General features: G+C 69.7%; 24 protein-coding genes. 6 read left to right on the top strand and 18 right to left on the bottom strand.

All coding sequences use genetic code 11. From position 1 onward, the window contains the following. The first annotated feature begins 37 nt into the window (after positions 1-37). The 3 genes from mtr (at position 38) to DYZ02_RS10925 (ending at position 2,613) form a co-directional block, all read left to right on the top strand. Positions 38-1,459: a mycothione reductase gene (gene mtr, locus DYZ02_RS10935; protein WP_115686277.1), complete on the top strand. Its 1,422-nt coding sequence runs from the start codon at positions 38-40 to the stop codon at positions 1,457-1,459. A 319-nt stretch (positions 1,460-1,778) separates the two neighbouring features. Beyond that, positions 1,779-2,147: a hypothetical protein gene (locus DYZ02_RS10930; protein ID WP_115686276.1), complete on the top strand. Its 369-nt coding sequence runs from the start codon at positions 1,779-1,781 to the stop codon at positions 2,145-2,147. A gap of 52 nt (positions 2,148-2,199) precedes the next feature. Then, positions 2,200-2,613, top strand: a complete 414-nt coding sequence (locus DYZ02_RS10925; protein WP_115686275.1) for a hypothetical protein — start codon at positions 2,200-2,202, stop codon at positions 2,611-2,613. Between the two features lie 92 nt (positions 2,614-2,705). Here DYZ02_RS10925 and map read toward each other — a convergent pair whose 3' ends face one another. The 5 genes from map to dxr form a co-directional block, all read right to left on the bottom strand. Continuing rightward, a complete protein-coding gene (gene map / locus DYZ02_RS10920) occupies positions 2,706-3,608 on the bottom strand; it encodes a type I methionyl aminopeptidase (RefSeq protein ID WP_115686274.1) in 903 nt (300 codons plus the stop codon). A 33-nt stretch (positions 3,609-3,641) separates the two neighbouring features. Continuing rightward, entirely contained in the window at positions 3,642-5,483 is a 1,842-nt protein-coding gene (locus DYZ02_RS10915) for a penicillin-binding transpeptidase domain-containing protein (protein ID WP_115686273.1), read from the bottom strand. A 62-nt stretch (positions 5,484-5,545) separates the two neighbouring features. Then, the gene (ispG, locus tag DYZ02_RS10910) at positions 5,546-6,709 is read right to left on the bottom strand and encodes a flavodoxin-dependent (E)-4-hydroxy-3-methylbut-2-enyl-diphosphate synthase (RefSeq protein WP_115686272.1); all 1,164 of its coding nucleotides are present in this window, start codon (positions 6,707-6,709) and stop codon (positions 5,546-5,548) included. A gap of 20 nt (positions 6,710-6,729) precedes the next feature. Continuing rightward, positions 6,730-7,941: a M50 family metallopeptidase gene (locus DYZ02_RS10905; protein WP_115686271.1), complete on the bottom strand. Its 1,212-nt coding sequence runs from the start codon at positions 7,939-7,941 to the stop codon at positions 6,730-6,732. A gap of 9 nt (positions 7,942-7,950) precedes the next feature. Then, positions 7,951-9,105 carry a 1-deoxy-D-xylulose-5-phosphate reductoisomerase gene (gene dxr / locus DYZ02_RS10900; protein ID WP_245945790.1) on the bottom strand — a complete coding sequence of 385 codons (1,155 nt, stop codon included), beginning with the start codon at positions 9,103-9,105 and terminating at the stop codon, positions 7,951-7,953. Positions 9,106-9,312: 207 nt separating this feature from the next. On the opposite strand from dxr, the gene DYZ02_RS10895 reads away from it, so the two are divergent. Beyond that, on the top strand, positions 9,313-9,774 hold the full coding sequence (locus DYZ02_RS10895) for a DUF2631 domain-containing protein (protein ID WP_245945788.1): 462 nt from the start codon (positions 9,313-9,315) through the stop codon (positions 9,772-9,774). A gap of 89 nt (positions 9,775-9,863) precedes the next feature. On the opposite strand, the gene rlmN is transcribed toward DYZ02_RS10895, so the two are convergent. From rlmN to rpsB, 6 genes are all read right to left on the bottom strand, one after another. Next, complete coding sequence (gene rlmN, locus DYZ02_RS10890) at positions 9,864-10,967, bottom strand: dual-specificity RNA methyltransferase RlmN (protein ID WP_115686268.1); 1,104 nt, start codon at positions 10,965-10,967, stop codon at positions 9,864-9,866. Between the two features lie 63 nt (positions 10,968-11,030). Next, complete coding sequence (locus DYZ02_RS10885; RefSeq protein WP_115686267.1) at positions 11,031-11,933, bottom strand: phosphatidate cytidylyltransferase; 903 nt, start codon at positions 11,931-11,933, stop codon at positions 11,031-11,033. 58 nt (positions 11,934-11,991) lie between these two features. Further along, positions 11,992-12,549, bottom strand: a complete 558-nt coding sequence (gene frr / locus DYZ02_RS10880) for a ribosome recycling factor (protein ID WP_115686266.1) — start codon at positions 12,547-12,549, stop codon at positions 11,992-11,994. An 89-nt stretch (positions 12,550-12,638) separates the two neighbouring features. Further along, positions 12,639-13,322, bottom strand: a complete 684-nt coding sequence (gene pyrH / locus DYZ02_RS10875) for a UMP kinase (protein WP_245945896.1) — start codon at positions 13,320-13,322, stop codon at positions 12,639-12,641. Between the two features lie 195 nt (positions 13,323-13,517). Continuing rightward, positions 13,518-14,336, bottom strand: a complete 819-nt coding sequence (tsf, locus tag DYZ02_RS10870; RefSeq protein ID WP_115686264.1) for a translation elongation factor Ts — start codon at positions 14,334-14,336, stop codon at positions 13,518-13,520. A gap of 259 nt (positions 14,337-14,595) precedes the next feature. Beyond that, the gene (gene rpsB, locus DYZ02_RS10865) at positions 14,596-15,507 is read right to left on the bottom strand and encodes a 30S ribosomal protein S2 (RefSeq protein ID WP_115686263.1); all 912 of its coding nucleotides are present in this window, start codon (positions 15,505-15,507) and stop codon (positions 14,596-14,598) included. Positions 15,508-15,797: 290 nt separating this feature from the next. Here rpsB and DYZ02_RS10860 point away from each other — a divergent pair, with 290 nt between their 5' ends. Both DYZ02_RS10860 and DYZ02_RS10855 read left to right on the top strand, forming a co-directional pair. Beyond that, the gene (locus DYZ02_RS10860; protein WP_115686262.1) at positions 15,798-16,298 is read left to right on the top strand and encodes a M23 family metallopeptidase; all 501 of its coding nucleotides are present in this window, start codon (positions 15,798-15,800) and stop codon (positions 16,296-16,298) included. A gap of 33 nt (positions 16,299-16,331) precedes the next feature. Continuing rightward, the gene (locus DYZ02_RS10855) at positions 16,332-17,216 is read left to right on the top strand and encodes an EamA family transporter (protein ID WP_115686261.1); all 885 of its coding nucleotides are present in this window, start codon (positions 16,332-16,334) and stop codon (positions 17,214-17,216) included. A 14-nt stretch (positions 17,217-17,230) separates the two neighbouring features. Here DYZ02_RS10855 and DYZ02_RS10850 read toward each other — a convergent pair whose 3' ends face one another. The 7 genes from DYZ02_RS10850 to lepB form a co-directional block, all read right to left on the bottom strand. Then, the gene (locus tag DYZ02_RS10850) at positions 17,231-18,148 is read right to left on the bottom strand and encodes a tyrosine recombinase XerC (protein WP_115686260.1); all 918 of its coding nucleotides are present in this window, start codon (positions 18,146-18,148) and stop codon (positions 17,231-17,233) included. Between the two features lie 10 nt (positions 18,149-18,158). Further along, a complete protein-coding gene (locus DYZ02_RS10845) occupies positions 18,159-19,346 on the bottom strand; it encodes a DNA-processing protein DprA (protein ID WP_115686259.1) in 1,188 nt (395 codons plus the stop codon). Then, the gene (locus DYZ02_RS10840; protein ID WP_115686258.1) at positions 19,343-20,860 is read right to left on the bottom strand and encodes a YifB family Mg chelatase-like AAA ATPase; all 1,518 of its coding nucleotides are present in this window, start codon (positions 20,858-20,860) and stop codon (positions 19,343-19,345) included. Before DYZ02_RS10840 ends, DYZ02_RS10845 begins: the two co-directional genes overlap by 4 nt. After that, a complete protein-coding gene (locus DYZ02_RS10835) occupies positions 20,847-21,221 on the bottom strand; it encodes a YraN family protein (protein WP_115686257.1) in 375 nt (124 codons plus the stop codon). The genes DYZ02_RS10840 and DYZ02_RS10835 overlap by 14 nt, the downstream gene beginning before the upstream one ends. A 124-nt stretch (positions 21,222-21,345) precedes the next feature. Continuing rightward, positions 21,346-21,654 carry a DUF2469 domain-containing protein gene (locus tag DYZ02_RS10830; RefSeq protein WP_115686256.1) on the bottom strand — a complete coding sequence of 103 codons (309 nt, stop codon included), beginning with the start codon at positions 21,652-21,654 and terminating at the stop codon, positions 21,346-21,348. Further along, entirely contained in the window at positions 21,651-22,292 is a 642-nt protein-coding gene (locus DYZ02_RS10825) for a ribonuclease HII (RefSeq protein WP_115686255.1), read from the bottom strand. Before DYZ02_RS10825 ends, DYZ02_RS10830 begins: the two co-directional genes overlap by 4 nt. Beyond that, complete coding sequence (lepB, locus tag DYZ02_RS10820; protein WP_425451028.1) at positions 22,293-23,111, bottom strand: signal peptidase I; 819 nt, start codon at positions 23,109-23,111, stop codon at positions 22,293-22,295. Positions 23,112-23,114: the final 3 nt, after the last annotated feature.

Raw genomic sequence — 23,114 nt, 5'->3', positions numbered from 1 at the left:
CCGCTTAGACCTTATATATTAGGAGAACAAAACTTTCATGACTGAGACTCAGGCGCAGCCCGCTGCAGACCGCGTCGACGCGCACTATGACCTCATCATCATCGGGGCGGGTTCCGGCAACTCGATCCCCACGCCCGACTTCGACGACTGGTCGATAGCCATCATCGAGGAGAACCGCTTCGGCGGGACCTGCATGAACGTGGGCTGCATCCCCACCAAGATGTACGTCAAGGCCGCCGACCTCGCCTTCAGCGCCCAACACGCCGACCGCCTCAACCTCGACATCGAGTACCGGGGCGCGGACTGGCCGGGGATCGTCGAGCGCGTCTTCCACAACCGCATCGACCTCATCGCCGAGGGCGGCGAGGCCTTCCGCCGCGGCGAGGGCTCGCCCAACGTGACCGTCTACGACCGCCACGCGACCTTCGTGGCCCCCAAGACGCTCAAGACGGGCCAGGGCGAGGAGACGAAGATCATCTCCGGCGAGACGATCATCGTCGCCGCGGGCGCGCGTCCCGTCGTCCCCGAGTGGGCGGAGGCGGTGCCGCACCACACCAGCGACGACATCATGCGCCTGGAGCGCCAGCCGGAGTCCCTCACCGTCGTCGGCGGCGGGTTCATCGCCATGGAGTTCGCCCACATCTTCAACGCGCTGGGCACGAAGGTGCGCATCGTGAACCGCTCCCCGCTCCTGCGCGCCCTCGACGCCGACCTCACACGGCACTTCAACGAGATCGCCGAGCAGACCTACGAGACCCACCTCGGGCGCACGGTCACCTCCGCCGAGGGCGACGAGCACTCGGTCACGCTCACGCTTGACGACGGCACCCGGGTGACCTCGGAGGCCCTCCTCGTGGCCACCGGCCGCCGGCCCAACGGCGACCTGCTCAACCTCCCGGCCGCGGGCATCGAGGTGCGCGAGGACGGACGGATCCGCGTTGACGAGTACGGGCGCACCACCGCCGACGGCGTGTGGGCCCTCGGTGACGCCTCCTCCCCCTACCAGCTCAAGCACGTGGCCAACGCGGAGACCCGCGCCGTGCGCCACAACATCCTCCACCCCGACGACATGGTGGCGATGCCGCACGAGCACGTCCCCTACGCCGTGTTCACCCACCCGCAGATCGCCACCGTCGGCTTGACCGAGGAACAGGCGCGCGAGGCGGGCCACGACGTGACCGTGAAGATCCAGAACTACGGCGACGTGGCCTACGGCTGGGCGCTCGAGGACACGACGGGCATCGTCAAGCTCGTCGCGGACCGGACTTCGGGCAAGCTCCTCGGCGCGCACTACATGGGCCCTCAGGCCTCCACACTCATTCAGCAGATGATCACGGTAATGGTTTACGGCCTCGATCTGCGCTCCTTCCCCCGCGCGCAATACTGGATCCACCCCGCGCTTGCCGAGGTCACGGAGAACGCGATCCTGGGGCTCGACCTGGAATTTCCCGAGGTGTGACGCCTCCTGCCTCTCCCCCTTTCCGGGGGGCGACATATAAACGCTTTGAATTGCGTTCGCGCGCGACGTTTTCCCACGTGAGACGGTCGCGGTGTAACGAAGCACAGGCCCTCGGCAATAGCCAAATTCACGGGCTAGTATAGCTTCTTTGCATTTAATTGCCAGGTTTTTGTGCAAGAACCGAAAGGGTTCCGTTATCGTTCCTTCGCGACACCGGGAAATCGCCGGAAACGGCACGACATCGGTCTACACCCCCAGGGGAGTTTCCCGAAGCCCGCCCGGACGTCTCGCAAGCACTCAAAGAGAAGGATTTCGTCTCATGCGTAATTTCCGTAAGGCAGCCCTCGCCGGCGCCACCGCCGTCGCCCTCGCATTCGGCTCCGCTTCCGGCGCCACCGCCGCCGAGACCCAGGTTGTCACCGACACCAAGGGTGAGGGCGGCTCCTCCACCAACCTCGGCCACTCCCTCGAGGTCTGGGAGAAGGACGAGGCCGGCAACACGGTCAAGACTGGTGCCGATGGGCAGGCTCTCTTCGGCTCCTCCAAGGAGAACGGCGGCTTCGAGGCTCAGCCCCTGTGGGCTCAGCTGTTCTACGTGACCACCATCTTCACCAGCGTCTCCGCCATCGTCGGCCTCATCGTTGGCCCGGCCTACAACTTCTTCGTCCACGGCCCCTTCGCCGCGTAACCTGCGCCCCTCCGCCGATCACCACTCCCTTTTCCCGAAAGTAGGAATTCCCATGCGCAACTTCCGCACCGCAGCCGTTGCTTCCGCAACCGCACTGACCATCGCCTTCGGTGGCGTCGCCACCGCCTCCGCCCAGAGCTCCGACGCGGAGAACAACGCTGAGACCACCACCTCCGGTTCCGCTGTCTTCTCCGGCAAGCAGGACGGCGACAAGGACTTCGGCGACGTCATCAAGGACGGCACCAAGGGCCTGTTCAACAACCAGGGTTCCTCCCAGTACTTCAACGACACCGATGAGCCCTTCTTCGCTGCCGATGCCGGCGGCAAGGAGAAGGACATCGACAACATCCCGCAGTGGGGCCGCTACTGGGTCGACGGCACCGTCGTTGCCACCATCGGCTCCCTCGTCGGCCTGGTCATCGCCGGCTTCAACTGGGCTTCCTACAACGGCTGGATCAAGTTCTAAGATCCCCGCGTAGCTCCCTGAGCTGACAAGCATTCAACGGCCCTCCCGCGTCGAGCGGGAGGGCCGTTTCGCGTGCCCGGGGTGGCGGCAGGTTAGGCGTCGCCAAGCATGAGCATGCCGGAGGCAACTGCGGCGTCGGGGACCGTGAGGATCTCGTTGCCCGTCTCCGTGATGACGATGGTGTGCTCGAACTGAGCGGTGTACTCGCCGTCGAGGTTCTGCACCGTCCAGTCGTCGTCCCAGATGCGGTAGGGCAGAGCGCCGAGGTTGATCATGGGCTCAATAGTCAGGGTCATGCCCGGCTCGAGGACGTCGCGGTAGGCGTCGGAGTCGTAGTGCAGCACCACCAGGCCGTTGTGGAAGGTGGGGCCGACGCCGTGGCCGGTGAAGTCCGTGACCACGTTGTAGCCGAAGCGCTTGGCGTAGGACTCGATGACGCGGCCGATGACGTTGATCTCGCGGCCCGGCTTCGCCGCCTTGATGCCCCGCATCATCGCCTGGTAGGTGCGTTCCACGAGCTCGCGGTGGCGCGGCTCTACCTCCCCGGCGAGGAAGGTGGCGTTGGTGTCACCGTGCACCCCGTTCTTGTAGGCGGTGACGTCGATGTTGACGATGTCGCCCTCCTCGATCACCGTCGTGTCCGGGATGCCGTGGCAGACGATTTCGTTGAGCGAGACGCAGCACGACTTCGGGTAACCGCGGTAGCCCAGCGTGGAGGGGTAGGCGCCGTGGTCGAGCATGTACTCGTGCGCGACGCGGTCCACCTCGTCCGTGGTTACACCGGGCTTGACGGCCGCGCCCGCAACGGCAAGGGCGTTCGCCGCGATCTTGGACGCCTCGCGCATCCTCTCGATCGTCTCCGGGGTCTGGACGAAGGGCTCGCCGATGTTTTCCTGCACGTCCTCCTTCCACGCGTACTCCGGGCGCTCAATGTCCTCCGGGACGGTGCGGACGGGGGTGGGCTTTCCGGGCGTTAGCAATCCTCTTCTGCTCATAGAGGACATGCTAGCCCCGTCTCCGCGGACCCCTCACTCCCCTCCCGGGTTGCGCGCCTGGTCGAGGTTGACGAACATCCTGTCCGTCACCGCCACGGCGGCCTCCGAGCCCCCGCCGAGGACAATGAGGGTGGCAAACGCGATGTCGTCGTCGGCGCGGTAGCCGGTGAACCAGGCGTGCGATCCGCCGTTGATCTCCGCCTCGCCCGTCTTGCCGCGGATATCGCCCCCGGCGCTCATCCCGGCCGCGGTGCCGCCGGGCGCCGTCACTGCAGCCATCAGCTGCTGCAGCTGCCCTATGACCTCGGGCGGCGGCGCCGCCGCGGGCTCTGTCATCTCGGTTTTCTGCCCCTCGATGAGGAAGGGCACCGGCATCGAGCCGTGAGCCGCGGTGGCGGAGACCAGCGCCATGCCGAATGGGCTCGCCAGGTCGTGACCCTGGCCGTAGCCGGCCTCGGTGCGGTCGAGCGGCTCCTCCCCCTCGGGGATCGAGCCGGTCACGGTATCCAGCCCGGGGATCGTCAGGTCGATGCCCAGCCCGAACTGCTTGCCGACGTCCCTCAGCTGCCCCGGCTCCAGCTGCGTCGAGATGTCCGCGAAGGTCGTGTTGCACGAGCGCGCGAACGCGGTCTCGAGCGGAACGCTGCCGAGGGCGAAGCCTGCGTAGTTGGTCACCACTCGCCCGTACAGGTTCATCGCCCCCGGGCACGGCACGATGCTGCCCGGGTTGAGCCCGCGCAGCTGCAGCCCGGCGGCGCTGGTGATGATCTTGAACGTCGAGCCCGGCGGGTACTGGCCCATCGTGGCGATGTTGCCCTGTTTGTCCGCCGCGGGCGTCTGCGCGACGGCGAGGATCCCGCCCGTCGACGGCCTGATGGCCACCAACATCGCCTCCTGCCCGGCGATCGGTTCCAGGGCCTTCTCGGCCGCCAGCTGCACCGCGTGGTCCAGGCTGATGTGGATCGCCGGGGAGGGCTCCGCCTGCTCGCCAGTGAGCTCCTCGAGCGCGTTGCCGTTCGCGTTGACCACGCTGACGTTCCAACCGGAGGTGCCCTCCAGGTCATCGCGGACCAGCTCCCCGACGCGCGCCATGATGTCCGGGGCGAAGCCGGGGTCCGAGTTGACCATCGCGGCTTCCTCGTTCAGGCGCACCTCGGGGGCGTCGCCGAGCGCCTCCTGGAACGCGCCCTGCGCGGCCGCGGGGATGAGGGCCACCGAGTAGCTTCCCGACGCCCCCTCGAGCGCCCTCGCCACCTCCTCCGCATCCCGGACCGGCACCGACTCGTCGGCGGCGTGCGCTCGGGCCAGCGCCGCGGCGACGCGCGAGGCGGTGTCGCGGGCATTGCGGACCTGGGTGGTGTCCACGAGCACCCGGTAGGCCACCCCCGGTTTGAGCAGCTCGACCCCGTCGGAGGAGACCACGCTGGCCTTGTCCGCGGGCTCGCTGCGCAGCTCCAGGTGCTGGCCGGCGCCCAGGCGCGGGTTCATCACGGCGGGCTGCCAGCGCACGGTCCACTTCTCCCCCGACTGCGTGAGCGTCATGGAGGAGTCGTAGGAGTAGGAGCGCTCGCGCGGCAGATCCCAGTCCATGGTGTAGCGGACGGTGGCGACGTTGTCCTGCTGGGATACCTCGCGCACCTCGGCGTCCAGGCCCTCGGCCTGCAGGCCCTCCCACGTCTCGCGGACAGAGCCGGTGGCGGTGGCGGGGTCGTCGACAAGCGCCGCGAGCGCGTCGTAGTCCTGCGCCTTCACGGCGTCGAGGAAGTCGGCGGCCGTCGGCTCGGCGTCGTTCGGCTTCGGCGTGCAGGCGGACAGCGAAGCGAGCAGCGCACAGGCGGTGCCCACGGCACCCGCTGCGACCACGGATCGGTTCATGGGCAAAAAGTAACAGCGCCGGGCGTGTGCCCGGCGCCACCACTCCGAGTGGACCCGAAAGTCTAGCGGGTAACCTTGACTTCCGCCTTCGCCCCGGCGACCTCCTCGAGGCCCTCCTCCTCCGCGATGCGCAGGGCGTGGGCGATGAGGGTTTCCACGATCTTCGACTCCGGCACCGTCTCTACGACCTCACCCTTGACGAAGATCTGCCCCTTGCCGTTGCCCGAGGCCACCCCGAGGTCGGCGTCGCGCGCCTCGCCCGGGCCGTTGACCACGCAGCCCATGACGGCGACGCGCAGCGGGAACTCCATGCCCTCCAGGCCGGCGGTGACCTCCTCGGCCAGCTTGTACACATCCACCTGCGCGCGGCCGCAGGACGGGCAGGAGACGATCTCCAGCTTGCGGGGGCGCAGGTTGAGCGACTGCAGGATCTGGTCGCCCACCTTGATCTCCTCCACCGGGTCCGCGGACAGGGAGACGCGGATGGTGTCGCCGATGCCCTGGGACAGCAGCGCGCCGAACGCGACGGAGGACTTGATGGTGCCCATGAACTTCGGGCCCGCCTCGGTCACGCCCAGGTGCAGCGGGTAGTCCGTGACCTCCGCGAGCTGGCGGTAGGCCTCCACCATGAGCACCGGGTCGGAGTGCTTCACCGAGATGGCGATGTCGCCGAAGCCGTGCTCCTCGAACAGACCGGCCTCGTACACCGCGGACTCGACCAGCGCCTCCGGGGTGGCCTTGCCGTACTTCTCCAGCAGCCGCTTGTCCAGCGAGCCGCCGTTGACGCCGATGCGGATCGGGATGCCCGCATCCCCGGCCGCCTTGGCGACCTCCTTGACGCGGCCGTCGAACTCCTTGATGTTGCCCGGGTTCACGCGCACCGCCGCGCAGCCGGCGTCGATGGCGGCGAAGATGTACTTCGGCTGGAAGTGGATGTCCGCGATCACCGGGATCGGGGACTTCGCCGCGATCGCCGGCAGCGCCTCCGCGTCCACCGTCTTCGGACAGGCCACGCGCACGATGTCGCAGCCCGCCGTGGTGAGCTGCGCGATCTGCTGGAGCGTGGAGTTGATGTCGTGGGTCTTCGTCGTGGTCATCGACTGGACCGAAATCGGGTGCTCGGAACCGACCCCGACGCCACCGACCATCAGCTGACGGGTTTTGCGCCGGGGCGCAAGGGTCGGGGGCGGGCCGTCGGGGATTCCCAAAGCAATAGGCTGATTCATAGGCCCCAACTCTAGCACCGCTAGCCGAATACCCTGACGGGGTTCACCACGTCCGCAACCATGACGAACACGCCCACGACGAGCAGCGCCGACGCCATCGCGTAGGTCAACGGCATGAGCTTCTCGTAGTTCGCCGGGCCGCCCGGCGGCAGGCCGCGGAGGCGGCGCAGGGCGTCGCGAAGCTTCTCGTAGAAGATCACCGCGATGTGCCCGCCGTCGAGGGGCGGCAGGGGCACGATGTTGAACAGGGCCAAGAAGAAGTTCAGGGAGGCGAGCAGCATCCAGAACACCGACCACATGTCGCGCTCCACGAGCTCGCCGCCGGCCCGCGACGCCCCGACAACGCTCACCGGTCCCGCCGCGTCGCGCTGCGCCCCGAAGATCGAGGCCACCACCCCGGGGATCTTCCCCGGGAAGGCAATGAGCCCCTCGACGGTGCCGCGCAGCATCTGCCCCGTCAGCGCAAACGTGGCGGGGACAGCCTCCACCGGGCCGAAGGACGCCGTGGGGTTGGCGACGGGCCTGCTGCTCACCCCGATCGCCCCGGCCTTCACACGCTCGCCGGAGGTGGCGTCGATGCGCTCGACCTCCGCGACGCGCACCAGGACGTCGAGCTCCTCGCCGTCGCGGCGCAGGTGCAGGGTGACGGTCTCGCCCGGGCGGGCCAGCACGTAGGTGCGCAGCTCGTCGAACGTCGCGATGCGCGTGCCGTCGACCGCAAGGACCTGGTCGCCCGCGCGCACCCCGGCCTCGCCCGCTGGGCCCGGGCCCGCGCACTCCGCCAGCTTATCCGGCGCCACCTGGTCCGAGGTGCAGGAAACCTCCCCCACCGTCGGCGTGCGGTCGGCGTAGGGGTTCGGGATCGCGGCGAACACCGCCACCAGGTAGGTGATCACCAGGCCCAGAAGCAGGTTCATCGCGATGCCGCCGCTCATCACCGCCACGCGCTGCCACCACGGCTTCTTGTACATCGCCACCGGCTCTTCCTCCGGCGTCAGCGGGTCCTGGGCGGTCATGCCCGCGATGTCACAGAAGCCGCCGAAGGGCAGCGCCGCCACCCCGTAGGTCGTCTGACCCCGCGTGGTCTGCCACACCGGCGGCCCGAAGCCGATGAAGTAGCGCCGCACCCGCATGCCGAAGGCGCGGGCGGTGACCATGTGGCCGGCCTCGTGCAGCGCGATCGAGGCCGCGATGCCGAGGGCGAAAAGGACGATCCCGAGCGCGAAACCCACCTGCGCCCCCTACCCTGCCGCCAGCTCGTCGAGCCGGGCCCGGGCGCGGCGGCGCGCCTCGTCCTCGACTCCGGTCACGTCCTCGAACGACGCCGGGGCGACCACGAACTCCGCGGCGGAGTCGAGCACCTCGGCCACCACGTCCACGATCTGCGGGAAGCGCAGCCGGCCCGCCAGGAAGGCGGCGGCCGCCTCCTCGTTCGCCGCGTTGTAGACCGCCGGGTACGTCTGCCCCGCAGCCGCCGCCTCCCGCGCCAGGCGCACCGCGGGGAAGGCGACATCGTCCAGCGGCTCGAAGCGCCAGTCCATCGCGCCGGAGAAGTCCAGCGCCGGCTGCGCCCCCGGCAGGCGGTGCGGCCAGGCGAGCGCGTGCGCGATCGGCAGCTTCATCGACGGCGGGGACGCCTGGGCGATCGTCGCCCCGTCCACGAAGGTGACCATGGAGTGGACGATCGACTGGGGGTGCACGGTGACGTCGATAAGCTCGGGCTCGACGTCGAAGAGCAGGCTGGCCTCGATCAGCTCGAGGCCCTTGTTCACCAGCGTCGCCGAGTTCAGGGTGTTCATCTGCCCCATTGACCACGTCGGGTGCGCCGCCGCCTGCTGCGGGGTGACGTCCCACATCTCCTCGCGGGTTCTGCCGCGGAAGGGCCCGCCCGACGCGGTGAGCACGAAGCGCGCGACCTCACCGCGCTCGCCGGAGCGCAGGCACTGCGCCATCGCAGAGTGCTCCGAATCCACCGGCACGAGCTGGCCCGGCGCAGCGCGGTCGAGCACCAGCCGGCCGCCCGCCACGAGCGACTCCTTGTTCGCCAGCGCGAGTGTCGCCCCCGTCTCCAGCGCGGCCAGCGTGGATGCCAGCCCCAGGGAGCCGACCAGGGCGTTCAGCACGGTGTCCGCCGGCTGAGCGCGCACGAGCTCCTCGGGGCTTCCCAGCACCCGCCCGCCGAGCTCGGCGGAGACCTCGCGCGCCGCCTCGGGGCGGGACACGGCCACGGCCTCGGGCCCGAGGCCGAAGGCGCGAGCCTGCTTCACGACGGCCCCCGGGTCCCTCCCCCCGGCTGCGATGCCCACCACCTCGAAGGCGCCGGGGTTGGACGCGATCACCTCCTCGGCCTGGGTGCCGATGGAGCCGGTCGAGCCGAGAATCACAATCTTTTTCACCCCGCCATTGTGGCACGCCCCCGGGCCGGCGCGGCGGCGGCGTGCCCCGCCGGCACCCTCCGGGCACCCTCCCGGAGCCCTCAATGAAAAGTATGAAACATTTGGGGGGTATCCACTCACCACTCGGCGCGCCCGTATGGGAAGATGGAACGCAGGTATCATTCCGCCCGGCCGCCCGGGCTCATACGGTTTAGCAAGGAGAAAGCTGTGGCCCACCACGCGCACGAAAAGGCACCCCAGGTGTACAACGGTGTTTCCGAAGCGGACGTCCCCTCCGCCAAGTTCGGCTGGAGCGAGTTCACCCCGGCCACCATCCAGATCGCGGGCTGGATCTCCGTCGCCTTCCTGGTGGCCTACAACTTCGGCAACCACAAGGGCCACGTGGAGACCATCTGGCTGATTGCCCTCGCCGTGCTCATCGCCATCGGGCTGATCCTCTTCGCCGTGCGCCCGCAGCTGAACCAGGTGCGCACCGTCACCGCCCACAACAAGCCGGTCGGTTACGAGGAGCGCGACTGGGCCTACGACCAGGCCACCCTCTCCGGCGCCTACGCGGACCTGGAAGACCGCTCCCTGCGAGCCCTGAACATCGACCCCTCCCGCGTCGCGCACCTGCGCGGCCACCAGAACGCGGTCAACGCCGCCAACGCCATCGAGGCCGAGCGCTAATCCCCCGCTAGCCGCACAGCGAACGGCGGGCCCCACGGTAGGAACTCCGTGGGGCCCGCCCCTTTTTGTGTGTCGGACCTCAGCCCGCTTTAGCCCGCCTTCTCGTCGGCGGCGAGCTGGCCGCACGCGGCGGCGATCTCCTGGCCCTTGGTGTCGCGCACGGTGCACGTCACACCCTGGGCGATAACCCGGCGCACGAACTCATCCTGGCGCTGCCGCGGCGAGGCGTCCCACTTCGACCCGGGCGTCGGGTTCAGGGGGATGAGGTTGACGTGGACGAGGGGGCCGAGGGCGTCGTGGAGCTTCTTGCCCAGCATGTCGGCGCGGAAGTCCTGGTCGTTGATGTCGCGGATCAGGGCGTACTCGATGGACACGCGGCGGCCCGTCTGGTCCGCGTAGTAGCGCGCGGCATCGAGGACGTCGGCGACCGCAAAGCGGTTGTTCATCGGCACGAGCTCGTCGCGCAGCTCGTCATCCGGGGTGTGCAGCGACACCGCCAGGGTGCACGACAGGCCCTCGTCCGCCAGCCGGCGGATCTGCGGGGCGAGGCCCACCGTGGAGACGGTGACGTTGCGCTGCGAGATGCCGAAGCCGTCCGGCGCGGGGCCGGTGATCTGGCGCACCGCGGAGACGACGCGGTTGTAGTTGGCCAGCGGCTCACCCATGCCCATGAACACGACGTTGGACAGCCGCGAGCCCTCGCGCTGCATCGCCGCGGCCGCCTCGCGGACCTGGTCCACGATCTCCGCGGTGGACAGGTTCCTGTCCAGACCGCCCTGCCCCGTCGCACAGAAGGGGCATGCCATGCCGCAGCCGGCCTGGGAGGAGATGCACAGCGTCGCCCGGCCCGGGTAGCGCATGAGAACCGACTCGAGCAGGATGCCGTCGTGAAGCCTCCACAGCGTCTTCGTCGTGTCCCCCTCGTCGGTCTCCACCGTGCGCACGGGGGACAGCAGCTGCGGGAACAGTGCGTCCTTGACCGTCTGGCGCTGCGCCTCAGGCAGATCCGTCATGGTCAGCGGGTCGGCCTCGAACTTGCCGTAGTAGTGGCGCGCGATCTGGTTCGCGCGGAACTTCGGCAGCCCCAGCTCGGACAGCGCCTCGACTCGCTCCTCGGCGCTCAGGTCGGCGAAGTGCTTGGGCGGCATGCCGCGCTTGGGGGCCAGCAGCTGGATTTTGGGGAAGTCGCTCATAACGCCCCCATCTTTGCACGGCGTGGGGCGTTTGACGAATCCCCCGCAATGCTCCCGGAGCGGCTAAAGGGCCGCGACGAGGCTGAGCACGAGCCAGGTGGAAGCGGCCGCCGGGAGCACCCCGTCCAGTCGGTCCATGATCCCCCCGTGGCCCGGCAGCAGGTGCGACATGTCCTTGATGCCCAGCTCGCGCTTGAACTGGCTTTCCACCAGGTCGCCCATCGTCGCGCAGATCACCAACGCCACGCCGAGCAGCACGCCCAGCCACCACGGCCGGTCGAGCAGGTAGGTCACCACGAGGATCCCCGTGGTCACGCCGAAAACCACCGAGCCGGCGAAGCCCTCCCAGCTCTTGTTCGGGCTGACCGCCGGGGCCATCGGGTGCGAGCCGAACATGACTCCGGCGGTGTAGCCGCCGATGTCGGAGGCCACCACCCCGAGCATGAAGGTGAGGATGAAGAGGCTGCCGGACTGGCCGTCGCCGTCGACAAGCGAGATCAGCGCGGCGAAAGAGCCGAACAGCGGGATCCAGGCGAGGACGAAGATGCCCACCGCCGTGTCGCGCAGGTAGTTCTCCGGCTTGCGCTGCCGGCCGTTGTGGAACAGTCGGTAGAACATGAGGAACAGAACACTGAAGGCGAAGGCGGAGACGAGCCCCTCGACGCCGAACGGGGCGGAGGCCCAGAGCATGGCCTGCCCCAGGATGATAAGGAAGGTGCGCGGCTGGCGGTAGCCCGCCTCGCGCAGGCGCGTGAGCACCTCCCACATGGCGAGCCCCACCGCCACGGCCACGAGCGGGTACCAGGCGACGGGGCCGGCCCACGCTGCCAACAGCACGAGCGCGCCGAGGGCGAGGCCCGTCGCGGTGGCGACGGGCAGGTTGCGCCCCGCCTTGTTCTTCGGCCGGGGTGCCCGGATGACTCGGGAGTGGCCGTCGGCGCGGATCTCCGCTGGCGAATCAGACACGTGACCTGGCTTTCTAGCGCGGGGGCGCTCGTTGCGTGGGCGGGCGCGGGACGGAGGGTTAGACCTCCATCAGTTCGGCTTCCTTGCGCGTGACAACCTCGTCGATCTGCGCGACGTACTGCGAGGTGGTCTTGTCCAGCGCCTTCTCCGCGGTGACGACCTCGTCCTCGCCGGCGTCGCCGTCCTTCTGGATCTTCTTCAGCGCCTCCATGCCGTGGCGGCGGATGTTGCGGATGGCGATCTTCCCCTCCTCACCCTTCTGCTTCGCCTGTTTGACCAGGTCGCGGCGGCGCTCCTCGGTCAGCTGGGGGATGGTGACGCGGATGACCTGGCCGTCGTCAGTCGGGTTGACGCCGAGGTCGGAGTTGCGGATCGCGTTCTCGATGACTTTGAGGGTGGACATGTCGTAGGGCTTGACCAGCAGCATGCGCGGCTCCGGGACCGAGATGGTGGCCATCTGGTTGATCGGGGTCGGGGCGCCGTAGAACTCGGCCATCACGCCGTTGAACATCGCCGGGTTGGCGCGGCCGGTGCGGATGGTGGCGAGCTCGTCGCGGGCGTGCTCGACGGAGCTGGTCATGCGCTCTTCGGCGTCGAGGAGTACGTCGTCAATCATGCTGATCCTTCGGTTTCATCGGGTGCGGGGGCCGTCCCCGCGCGCTTCTCCAACAATCTACCAGTGGGGCCGGGCTTATCGACGTCCCCTCACTGAACCAGGGTCCCGATCTGCTCCCCCGCCACGGCGCGGGCGATGTTGCCCTCCTTCAGCAGGTTGAACACCAGGATGGGCATCTTGTTGTCCATGCACAGGGAGAAGGCGGTCGCGTCGGCTACCTTGAGGCCCTTCTCCAGCACCTCGCGCGGGGTGACCTCGGAGTAGAGGTTGGCGTCGGGGTTGACGCGCGGGTCGTCGTCGTAGACGCCGTCGACGCCCTTGGCCATGAGCAGCACCTCGCACCCGATCTCCAGGGCGCGCTGCGCGGCCGTGGTGTCGGTGGAGAAGTAGGGCATGCCCATGCCGGCGCCGAAGATGACCACGCGCCCCTTCTCCAGGTGGCGGGCGGCGCGCAGCGGCAGGTAGGGCTCGGCGATCTGGGCCATGTTGATGGCCGTCTGCACGCGGCAGTCCACGCCCTTCTGCTGCAGGAAGTCCTGCAGCGCCAGGCAGTTCATCACCGTGCCGAGCATGCCCATGTAGTCCGAGCGAGCCCGGTCCATGCCGCGCTGCTGGAGCTGGGCGCCGCGGAAGAAATTGCCGCCGCCGATCACCACGGCGACCTCGGTGCCGCCCTGGGCGACCTCGGCGATCTGCGCCGCGACGCTCTCGACGACGTCCGGGTCGATGCCGACCTTGCCGCCGCCGAACATCTCACCTCCGAGCTTGAGCATCACGCGCTTGTATCCGCTGCGGGCGTGGGGGGCTTCAGTCACCTGTGGGCTCCTTCGTGGCGAGGGGTGGTCGTTGGGTCCATCAGACGATACTAGCGATCCCCCGGAGCCCATCCGTAACGGCCGTGGTGGGCGCGCGTTGGGGCGTCGAAAAGCGAAAAGCCCCGCACGGGGCGGGGCTGGACGCGGACCGGCTTAAGCCTGGCCGACCTCGAAGCGGACGAAGTCGGTGACCTCGATGCCGTTCTCGTCGGCGAACTGCTTGACGGTCTTCTTGGAGTCAGCCAGGGAGGGCTGGTCGAGCAGGACGACGTCCTTGAAGAAGCCGCCCATGCGGCCCTCGACGATCTTGGCGATGGCAGCCTCGGGCTTGCCCTCGTTGCGGGTGATCTCCTCCTGGACCGCGCGCTCCTTCTCAATGACCTCGGCCGGGATGTCGGACTGGTTGAGGAAGCGGGCCTTCATCGCGGCGATCTGCAGGGCGACCTGGTGGGCAGCCTCGGCGTTGTCGCCGGTGTAGGCGACGAGGACGCCGACGGCCGGCGGCAGGTCAGCGGAACGCTGGTGGAGGTAGGTGGCCAGCTTCTCGCCCTCGATGGTGGCGGCGCGCCGCAGCTCGAGCTTCTCGCCGATCTTGGCGGAGAGGCGCTCGATGACGTCGTGGGCGGTCTCGCCGTTGACGTCGGCGTTAGCCAGCTCCTCCTGGGAGTTCGCCTTCACCGCTGCGGCGGCCTTGGCGATCTCGTCAGCGATGTCCTTGAACTCCTGGTTCTTGGCCACGAAGTCGGTCTCGGAGTTGATCTCGACGATGGTGTTGCCGGAGACGGCGACGAGGCCCTCGAGGGCGTTGCGCTCGGCGCGCTTGCCCACGTCCTTGGCGCCCTTGATGCGCAGGACCTCGACGGCCTTCTCGAAGTCGCCGTTGGTCTCTTCCAGGGCCTTCTTGCAGTCGAGCATGCCGGACCCGGTGGTCTCGCGGAGCTTCTTGACGTCTGCAGCGGTGTAGTTCGCCATAATGGGGCGATCCTCCTCGTTTCTCAAAACTGTTTGTTCACCCTCGCGCCCCGTCGGCTTCTCAGCTTCGGGTAACGCGGCAGGGCTCAACGTTCATGATCGGTTTTACAGAGTAGCCGACATCTGTGCGGCGGGCACTCCCAGCCGCGCGCCCAGCGACGCGAAACACCCCGCACCCTGTCCTCGCCCTGCCTGGTAAGCGGACGGGAACAGGACGCGGGGTGTTCTAGCGCACGTGAGCCTTTACAACCGCGGGGTCTTACTCGCCCTGCGCCTGCTCGGCGGCGCGCACTGCGTGCGGCTGCTCGACCGGGGCGACCTCCTGCGGAGCGGCGGCCTCAGCTGCGACAGCGGCCTTGGCGGCGTCGGCGGCGGAGACGTCCTCGGAGGCTGCGGCGTCGGCGGCGGCCTGCGCTGCCTCTGCCTGGCGCTTCGCGTCGGTGTCGCCGGCGGCGTCACGCGCGGCGGAGAGCTGACGCTCCTCGCGCTGCTGCTTGCCCGCCACGACGGCCTCGCCCACGATGTGGGTGAGAAGCTTGACGGAGCGGATGGCGTCGTCGTTGCCCGGGATCGGGAAGTCGACGACGTCCGGGTCGCAGTTGGTGTCCAGCACGGCCACGACGGGGATGCGCAGCTTCTGGGCCTCGGAGACGGCGATGTGCTCCTTGTTGGTGTCCACGATCCACAGCGCGGACGGCGCCTTGGTCATGTCGGAGATGCCGCCGAGAACGCGCTCGAGCTTGATGCGCTCGCGGTTGAGCATGAGGACTTCCTTCTTGCCGCGGCCAGCGTAGCCGTCCTCGGCGGCCTCCATGGCCTGAAGCTCCTTCATGCGGGCGATGCGCTTGGAGACGGTCTGGAAGTTGGTGAGCATGCCACCGAGCCAGCGGTGGGTGACGTAAGGCATGCCGACGCGCTGCGCCTCTTCCTGGATGGGCTCCTGGGCCTGCTTCTTGGTACCGACGAACAGGATGGTGCCGCCGTGGGCGACGGTCTCCTTGACGAACTCGAAGGCCTCGTCAATGTAGGTCAGCGTCTGCTGCAGGTCGATGATGTAGATGCCGTTGCGGTCCGTGAAGATGAAGCGGCGCATCTTCGGGTTCCAGCGACGCGTCTGGTGGCCGAAGTGCACACCGGCGTCGAGGAGTTCGCGCATGGTAACAACTGCCATGGGAATTGTCTCCTTCGGAGAAAAGTAGTTCGGTTGATCGTGTACTGCGCGGGTTTTTATCCCGCGCCCTGGCACCGTGCCCGCCCGGCACCCTCGTACTGTGGGACCGTTGCTGAGCTGGCATTTTCCGGCGCGCGTAGTCAGCCCAAAAAGACTGCCGCAACAACATTACTTCCCCCGCCCGGAAAACGCCAATTGAGCTGCGACGTTGTGGATGGTTCCCGCGGGTATCCACAGCCCGCCCGCTTCTCGACGCCCCCACCCCGCGCCCCGGTGCTACCCCTTGTGGCATGAGACAGCCTTGGTCCGCGCCCCTCACGATTCTTTTGGCCCTGGCGGCGCTACTTTCCTGCGTTTTCTGCGCCCCGCCCGCTGCCGCCTGGGTCGACCCCTCCACCGGCTCCCCCTCCGCCTCGCGGGTCACCCGGGCGCCGTCGATTCCGGCGAAGAACTGGATGCCGGGGCACCGCGGCGTCGACCTCGCGCTCTCCCCCGGCGGGGACGTCCGGGCCGCGGGCGACGGCATGGTGGCCTTCGTCGGCGTGGTGGCGGGGGTGCCGAGCGTGTCCATCGAGCACGACGGCGGCATCCGCACCACCTACCTGCCCGTCCACGCCCGCGTGCGCGCCGGCGAGGAGGTGACGGAGGGGCAGGTGGTCGGAACGCTCGGCCGTTCCCCCGACCACGAGGGCCTGCACTGGGGCGCCCTGACCGGGCCGGACGCCTATATCAACCCGCTGACGCTGCTCGCCGCCCCGACCATCCGCCTCAAGCCCGTCGGCGCTGAGTAGGGTGAGTGGGTCCGGGTTAGCGAGGAGGGTGCGTTGGAGCAGAAGGTCTCGCGCGGCGCCGCGGCAGCGGTGGCGCTGAACTACTTCGTGTGGGGCATCCTGCCCCTGTTCTGGATCCTCCTGAGCCACGTCGACTCCCTCTACATCTTGGCCCAGCGCATCATGTGGGCGGCGCTGATCAGCGGGTGCTGGGTGCTCGCCACCTCCCGGCGCGCTGGCGGAGCTGCCGTGTTCGCGGGGGCCTCGCCAGCGCTCGTGCTTTCCGCAGCGGCGATCGCGGTGAACTGGGGGCTCTACATCTGGGCGGTGGGAAACGGCTACGTCTCGTACGCGGCGCTGGCCTACTTCGTCTCCCCGCTGCTGAGTGTCTTCCTCGGCGCGGCCGTCTTCGGGGAGCGTTTGTCGCCGGCCCAGTGTGCGTCGATCGCCCTCGCCGCGGGCGGCGCGGCGCTGTTCGGCTGGGGCCAGGCGGGCGCCGGCCTCCTCGTGGTCTTCGGCGTGGCCGGGTCCTTCTCGGTGTACGCGGCGCTGAAGAAGACGGTGCGCGTCAAGACGGTGCCCGGGCTGTTCATCGAGTCGGCCGTCCTCGCCCCCGTCGCCCTCGCGCTGGTCTGCACGGGTGTGCTCCGGCCCGGGAGCGAGCTGAACCTGCGCACCTGGCTCCTGTTCGTCGCGGCCGGCCTGGTGACCTTCCTGCCCCTGGTGGTGATGTCGCACTACGCGCGCCGCGTCCCCCTCTCGCTGCTCGGGATGCTGCAGTTCATCTCCCCCGTCGCCCAGCTCGCCCTCGGGGTGACGGTCTTCGGCGAGGAGCTCTCCGGCCGCCAGGTCGCGGCTCTGGCGCTGATCCTTCTCGGCGTCACCATCTTCCTCGGCCAGGCGCGGGCCTCCCGTCACACGCGGCGCAGCCAGGTGTAGAGCTAGGTGTGCGGCTAGGCGCGGGGGTGCGCCTGGTCGTAGACCTTTTTCAGCCGCTGCGCCGAGACGTGGGTGTAGATCTGCGTGGTCTGCAGGCTGGAGTGGCCCAGCAGCTCCTGCACCACGCGGAGGTCCGCCCCGCCCTCGAGCATGTGGGTGGCGGCGCTGTGACGCAGCGAGTGCGGGCTGAGATGCCCGGGCTGCCCGGGTTCGCCCTCCCCCGTGCGCGTCGCGGCCCGCTCCACCACGCGGCGCACCTGACGCGGGTCAATCCTCCTGCCGCGCGAGCCGACGAACAGGGCCGTCTCGCCTTCGGCGGCGAGCTCGGGGCGCCCCCGGCGCAGCCACCCCTCGAGGGCGTCGGCCGCCCGCTGGCCGTAGGGCACGACGCGCTGCTTGTTTCCCTTGCCCGTGACGCGCAGCGTGCGGCGGGCGGCGTCGACGTCTCCCGCGCCCAGTCCCGTCAGCTCGGAGACGCGCATGCCGGTGGCGTAGAGCAGCTCGAGCATCGCGGCGTCACGAAGCGCCTCCGCAGTGTGGTCCTCGTCGTTGATGTCCGCCTCGACGAGCTGCCCGGCGCGCTCGGCGGTGAGCACCTTGGGGAGGTGCCGGTTCACCTTCGGCACCGCGAGCCTCGCCGCCACGTCGGAGTCGAGGTGGCCCTGGTTGTAGGCCCAGGTGGAAAAGGCGCGCACGGCCGCCGTGCGCCGAGCCATGGTCGAGCGGGCGAGGCCGCGCGCGAGGGCGTCGGCAAGCCAGGCGCGCAGGGCGGGCAGCGTGAAGTCCGCGAAGCCGCCGACGAACGCGCCGAGGGTGGCGAGGTCCGAGCAGTAGGCCCGCACGGTGGCCTCGCTTCGCCCCAGCACGAGGCGGGCGTGCTCGGCGAAGTCCTCGATGGCCTCCGCCAACTGCGTCCCACATGTATCACTCATGCACGGGAGTTTACCCCTGCCCCGCGGCTGCCGGCACGCGCCGCCAGAGCGCACCCTCCCGCGCGACCATGCCCCGCTTGCTCAGCTCCACGAGGAGGTGCACGGTGAGCGCCACCGAGAGCCCCGCCTCGCGCGCCACGGCGTCAGCCCCCGCGCCCTTGGACGTGGTCGCCGGCAGGGCGTCGAAGACGCGCAGTTCGTTGCGGGAGAGGGACTGCACGGGGTCGGCGGCGAAGTCCAGCTCGCGCTGGCCGTCGACGTCGACCTCCCCCACCCGGCTCAGCATCTCGTGGATGTCGCCCGCGCTCAGCGCCATCGCCGCCTTGCCGTCCCGGATGGCCAGGTTCGTGCCCAGGGACCCGGGTCCGAGGATGGGGCCCGGCACCGCCATCGCCCGTCGGCCGTAGTAGTTGGCCCAGCTCAGGGTGTTCAGGGCGCCGGAGCGAAACGCCGCCTCCACGATCACGGTGCCCTGGGTGAGGGCGGCGACGAGCCTGTTGCGCGTGAGGAAGCGGTGCCGGTCGGGCGCCGTGCCGGGCGGGTATTCCGAGACGACGCAGCCCCCGCTGCCCGCCACCGTGTCGAACAACCCGGTGTTGGCCCGCGGGTAGGACACGCCGGGGCCGCACGCTGCGACCACGACGGTCGGGGCGCCGTTGGCCAGGGCCGTCTCGTGCGCGACGGTGTCGATGCCCAGCGCGCCGCCGGAGACGATGGTGTACTGGTGCTTCGCCAGGCCGCGGCAGAGGTCCGCGGCAGCGTGGTGGCCGTAGGCGGAGGAGGCGCGTGTTCCCACCACGCCCACCGAGCGGGCGAACAGAGAGGCGAGGTCGCGGTTGCCCCTCACCCACAGCGCGTGCGGCGCCGCGCCCCGGTCCCGCACCTGCTCCAGGTTCGCGGCCCCGGCGGCCACGCCCGCGTCGAAGGCGGCGCTGATCTCTTCCCCCGGCCACCCGGCGTGGTCGGGGGTGAGCAGCGCGAAGCCGAGCCGTTCCGCTTCGTGGAGGTCCTCGCCGGGGCGGTCCCAGGCGTGGCGCGCCTCCGTCTCGCCGGCCAGGCCGCCCAGCCAGCTGGCGCGGGCGCGGACCCCGGCCGCGATCTCGTCTGCGTCCCGGCCCGCGCGCAGCAACCGCTGGAGGTGGTGGCTGGGCCCCTCGATCACCCGGCTGAGGTAGGCCCAGGATTCGATGCGGCTCACGCGAACACCCCCTCGGAATGGGGCGTGCGCAGCTCGACGGCCCGGGCGACGTGGTCCAGGTTCGGCCGCGCCTGCTCGTCGAGGTCGGCGAGCGTCCAGGCGAGCCTGAGCACGCGGTCCACTCCCCGCTGGGTGAGGGTGCCGTCGGCGAGGTACGCCCCCACCAGCGCCATGGCGTCCTCCGTGGCGGGGTGATCGCGGCGCAGCAGGGCGGCGCTGACGCGCGCATTGACCCGGGCGGTGAGGCCGGCGCGCAACCACCGGTGCGCCGCCCTGTCCCGCGCCGCGGCCACGCGCTGGGCGATGTCCGCGGAGGCCTCCGCGCCCCGGGCGCTGACCACCGCGTCCTGCGCCGTGATGTGCAGGGAGATGTCCAGCCTATCGCGCAGCGGGCCCGAGAGGTTGCGCAGGTGCGCCGCCCGCTCGTGGGCCCTGCACACGCAGCGGCTCGGCGTGGCGGCGCCGCACTTGCACGTGTTCGCCGCCAGCACCAGCTGAAAGTCGGCGGGGTAGACCACCTCGCGCCGCGTCCGGCTCAGGCGCACCGCCCCGGACTCCAGCGGGATGCGCAGCGCGTCGAGGACGGCGGCGGGGATCTCGGACGCCTCGTCGAGGAAGAGCACCCCGTGGTGGGCGAGGCTCACCGCACCCGGGCGGGGGCGCCCGGAACCCCCGCCGATCAGGGCGGCGCGGCTCACCGAGGGGTGGGGCGCGACGAACGGGCGACGGTTGACCACCCCGCGGTGGGGCCCGCCCGCGACCGAGTGGAGCGCCGTCGCCTCGATCACCTCCGCCGGGTCAAGCGGCGGCAGGATGGACGGCAGCCGCTCCGCCAGCATCGACTTGCCCACCCCGGGCGGGCCGACCATCATCACGTGGTGCCCGCCGGCGGCGGCGACCTCGAGGGCGTGGCGCTCGGGGAGCTGGCCGGCGATGTCGCGGAAGTCCGGGGCTGGCGATGTGGCGTCGTGAAGCTGTGCGGGCCCAGGGCGCTCGAGCGGCGCGATACCGAGCAGCCAGTTCCACACCTCCGACAGCGAGCGGGCGACCAGCACCCGCTCCGAGCCCAGCAGCGCCGCCTCGGCGGCGTTCTCGGCGGGAACGACGAGCCACTCCAGGTGCTCGGGCGCGGCGAGCAGCATCGGCAGGATCCCCTCCACCCGGCGCAGCGTGCCGCTGAGCCCGAGCTCGCCGAGCACCATCGCGGACTCGAGACGGAGCTGGGCGCGCGGGTCCATCCCCGCGATCACGGCCAGCGCCACGGGCAGGTCGAAGTGCGACCCGGCCTTCGGGATGTGCGCGGGCGAGAGCGACACCATGACCTTCGTGCGCGGCCACGGCAGCGCCGAGTTCGCCACGGCGGTGCGGATGCGCTCGCGCGATTCCTTCACCGCCGCGTCCCCCAGGCCCACCATGTGCACCCCGGGCAGGCCGGGGCCGATGTTCGCCTCCACCGTGACCAGGTGGGCGCTGACTCCCTCGAGGGTCGCCGCGTGGGTGCTAGCAAGCGCCATGATCGACGTCCTCGTAGATCTGGATGCGCACCTCGTCGTCCGTGAACAGGACCTCGGCCACGTCGAAGCGCACGGGCCCGTAATCGCGGCCGTCGAGCCACTCTGCGGCGCAGCGCCGCATCGTGGCCAGCTTCTTCGGGGTCACCGCCTCCGCCGCCCCGAAGTCGAGGCCGTGTCGGGTCTTCACCTCCACGAAGACGGTCTCGCCGTCGGGTGCGGCGAGGATGAGGTCGATCTCCCCCAACCTCGTGCGCACCCGCGTGCCCACGAGGGCGTAGCCCGCTCCCTCGTAGAACCCGCAGGCGAAGCCCTCCCCGGCCACCGCGAGCAGATGGTTGTCGGCGTACGTCGATTGCGCCATATGAATTTCCCCCCGGAAATCGTCCAACAAAAACTGTCCCACTATTGGACTGCCCCGAGCCCCGAACAGTTCCCCCGGAACACAAAAAAGGGGCGGCACACGCCGCCCACGAAGCAGAGAGCCCCTAGCGCTCCGGGAAGGTCAGGTCCGGTTTGTCCAGCTCCTCGATGTTGACGTCCTTGTAGGTGATCACGCGGACGTAGCGCACGAAGCGCACCGCCCGGTACATGTCCCACACCCAGCAGTCCGACATCCGGACCTCGTAGTAGACGTCCTTGCCCTCGCTGTGCGGGATCAGCTCGACGGCGTTGGCCAGGTAGAAGCGGCGGTCGGTCTCGACGACGTAAGAGAACTGGCTAACCACGTCCCGGTACTCGCGGTACAGGGAGAGCTCTACCTCGGCCTCGTAGTTGTCCAGATCTTCAGCGCTCATAGTGACCTCTCGAATTCCTCGTGGGCGGATTTCACGTTGGCATAACTATAACGATGATGCGGGCTCGCGCCGTGGCGGCGCACCGCAGCCATGTGGGCGGCCGTCCCGTAGCCCTTGTGGCCCTCCAGGCCGTAGACCGGGTAGTCGCGCGCCATCTCCCGCACCAGCCGGTCGCGGCTCACCTTCGCCAGGACGCTGGCCGCGGCGATGCAGCGGGCGGTGTAGTCCCCGCCGATGATCGGCAGCTGCGGCGCGGTCAGGCCGGGCACGCGGAAGGCGTCGACAAGCACGTAGCCGGGGCGCTTGCTTAACGACGCCACAGCGCGCCTCGCCCCGTCGAGGTTGGCCGCCTGGATGCCCCGGCGGTCGATCTCCGCGGCGCTGACGTGGATGACGGCGGTGGCGAGGGCGTGGGCGGAGATGGCGTCGAAAAGCTCCTCGCGCCGTTTCGGGCTGAGCTTCTTGGAGTCGGTCAGCCCGTCGAGCGCCGCGAGGGGCTGCGGGGGCAGGACGCAGGCCGCGACGGTGACGGGGCCGAAGCAGGCGCCGCGGCCGGCCTCATCGATGCCCGCGACGGGGCCGAGTCCGGCCTTGTGCAGGGCGACCTCGTAGGTGCGCAGCTGTTTCAGGCGGCGCACTTAGCCCTGGATGTCCGGGTCCGCGACCCCGCCCATCCTGCCCAGCGGGAAGACGACGGCGGCGACCTTGCCGCGCACGTTCTCCCTGGGAATCGTGCCCTGGAACTCGTCGCCGAGGTGGTAGCGGGAGTCGAGGGAGTTGGTGCGGTTGTCGCCCATCATGAAGTAGTGGCCCTCGGGCACCGTGACGGGGCCGAAGTACTGGCCGCCGCAGGCGTCGGAGCCGGTCTCCGGGTCGACCGGGTAGAAGTTCGGCTGCAGGATGTAGGACTGGTCGATCGGCGCGCCGTCAACCATCACCGCCGAGTCGCCCTCCTGGCAGGACACGGTCTGCCCGCCGGTGGCGATGACGCGCTTGACCAGGTCGTTCTCGTCCGGGGGCACGACGCCCGCCCAGGAGCCGACCTGCTGCAGCCCCGCGATGAGGGGGTTGGTGGAGCGGTTGGACTGGTACTGGGTGTTCCAGGAGTCGGTGCCCTCGAAGACGATGACGTCGCCGGGCTCGGGGTCGGAGAAGTAGTAGCTGATCTTCTCCACCGCGATGCGGTCGCCCTTGCCGTTCTGCCCGTGCAGGGTGGGCTCCATCGAGGCGGAGGGGATCACGTAGACGCGCCCGATGAAGGTCTGGATGAGGAAGATGAACACCAGCGTCAGGGCAATGACCAGCGGCACCTCGAGGTACCAGGGCATCGTCTTCGCTTCGTCGCGGCCCTCGGCCCCGTCGACGGTGTAGGCGGGGTCGGCCGGCGCTGCGGTCGGCCCTGTGGTCGGGCGGTTCTGATTCGTCACCCGCAACACTCTAGCACCGCGCCGCGACACGGC

This window comes from Corynebacterium senegalense, from assembly GCF_900411315.1.
In the GTDB taxonomy this organism is placed as follows: domain Bacteria; phylum Actinomycetota; class Actinomycetes; order Mycobacteriales; family Mycobacteriaceae; genus Corynebacterium; species Corynebacterium senegalense.
Note: the sequence above shows the minus strand (reverse complement) of the source record. Positions and strands in the feature narration are given on the sequence as shown.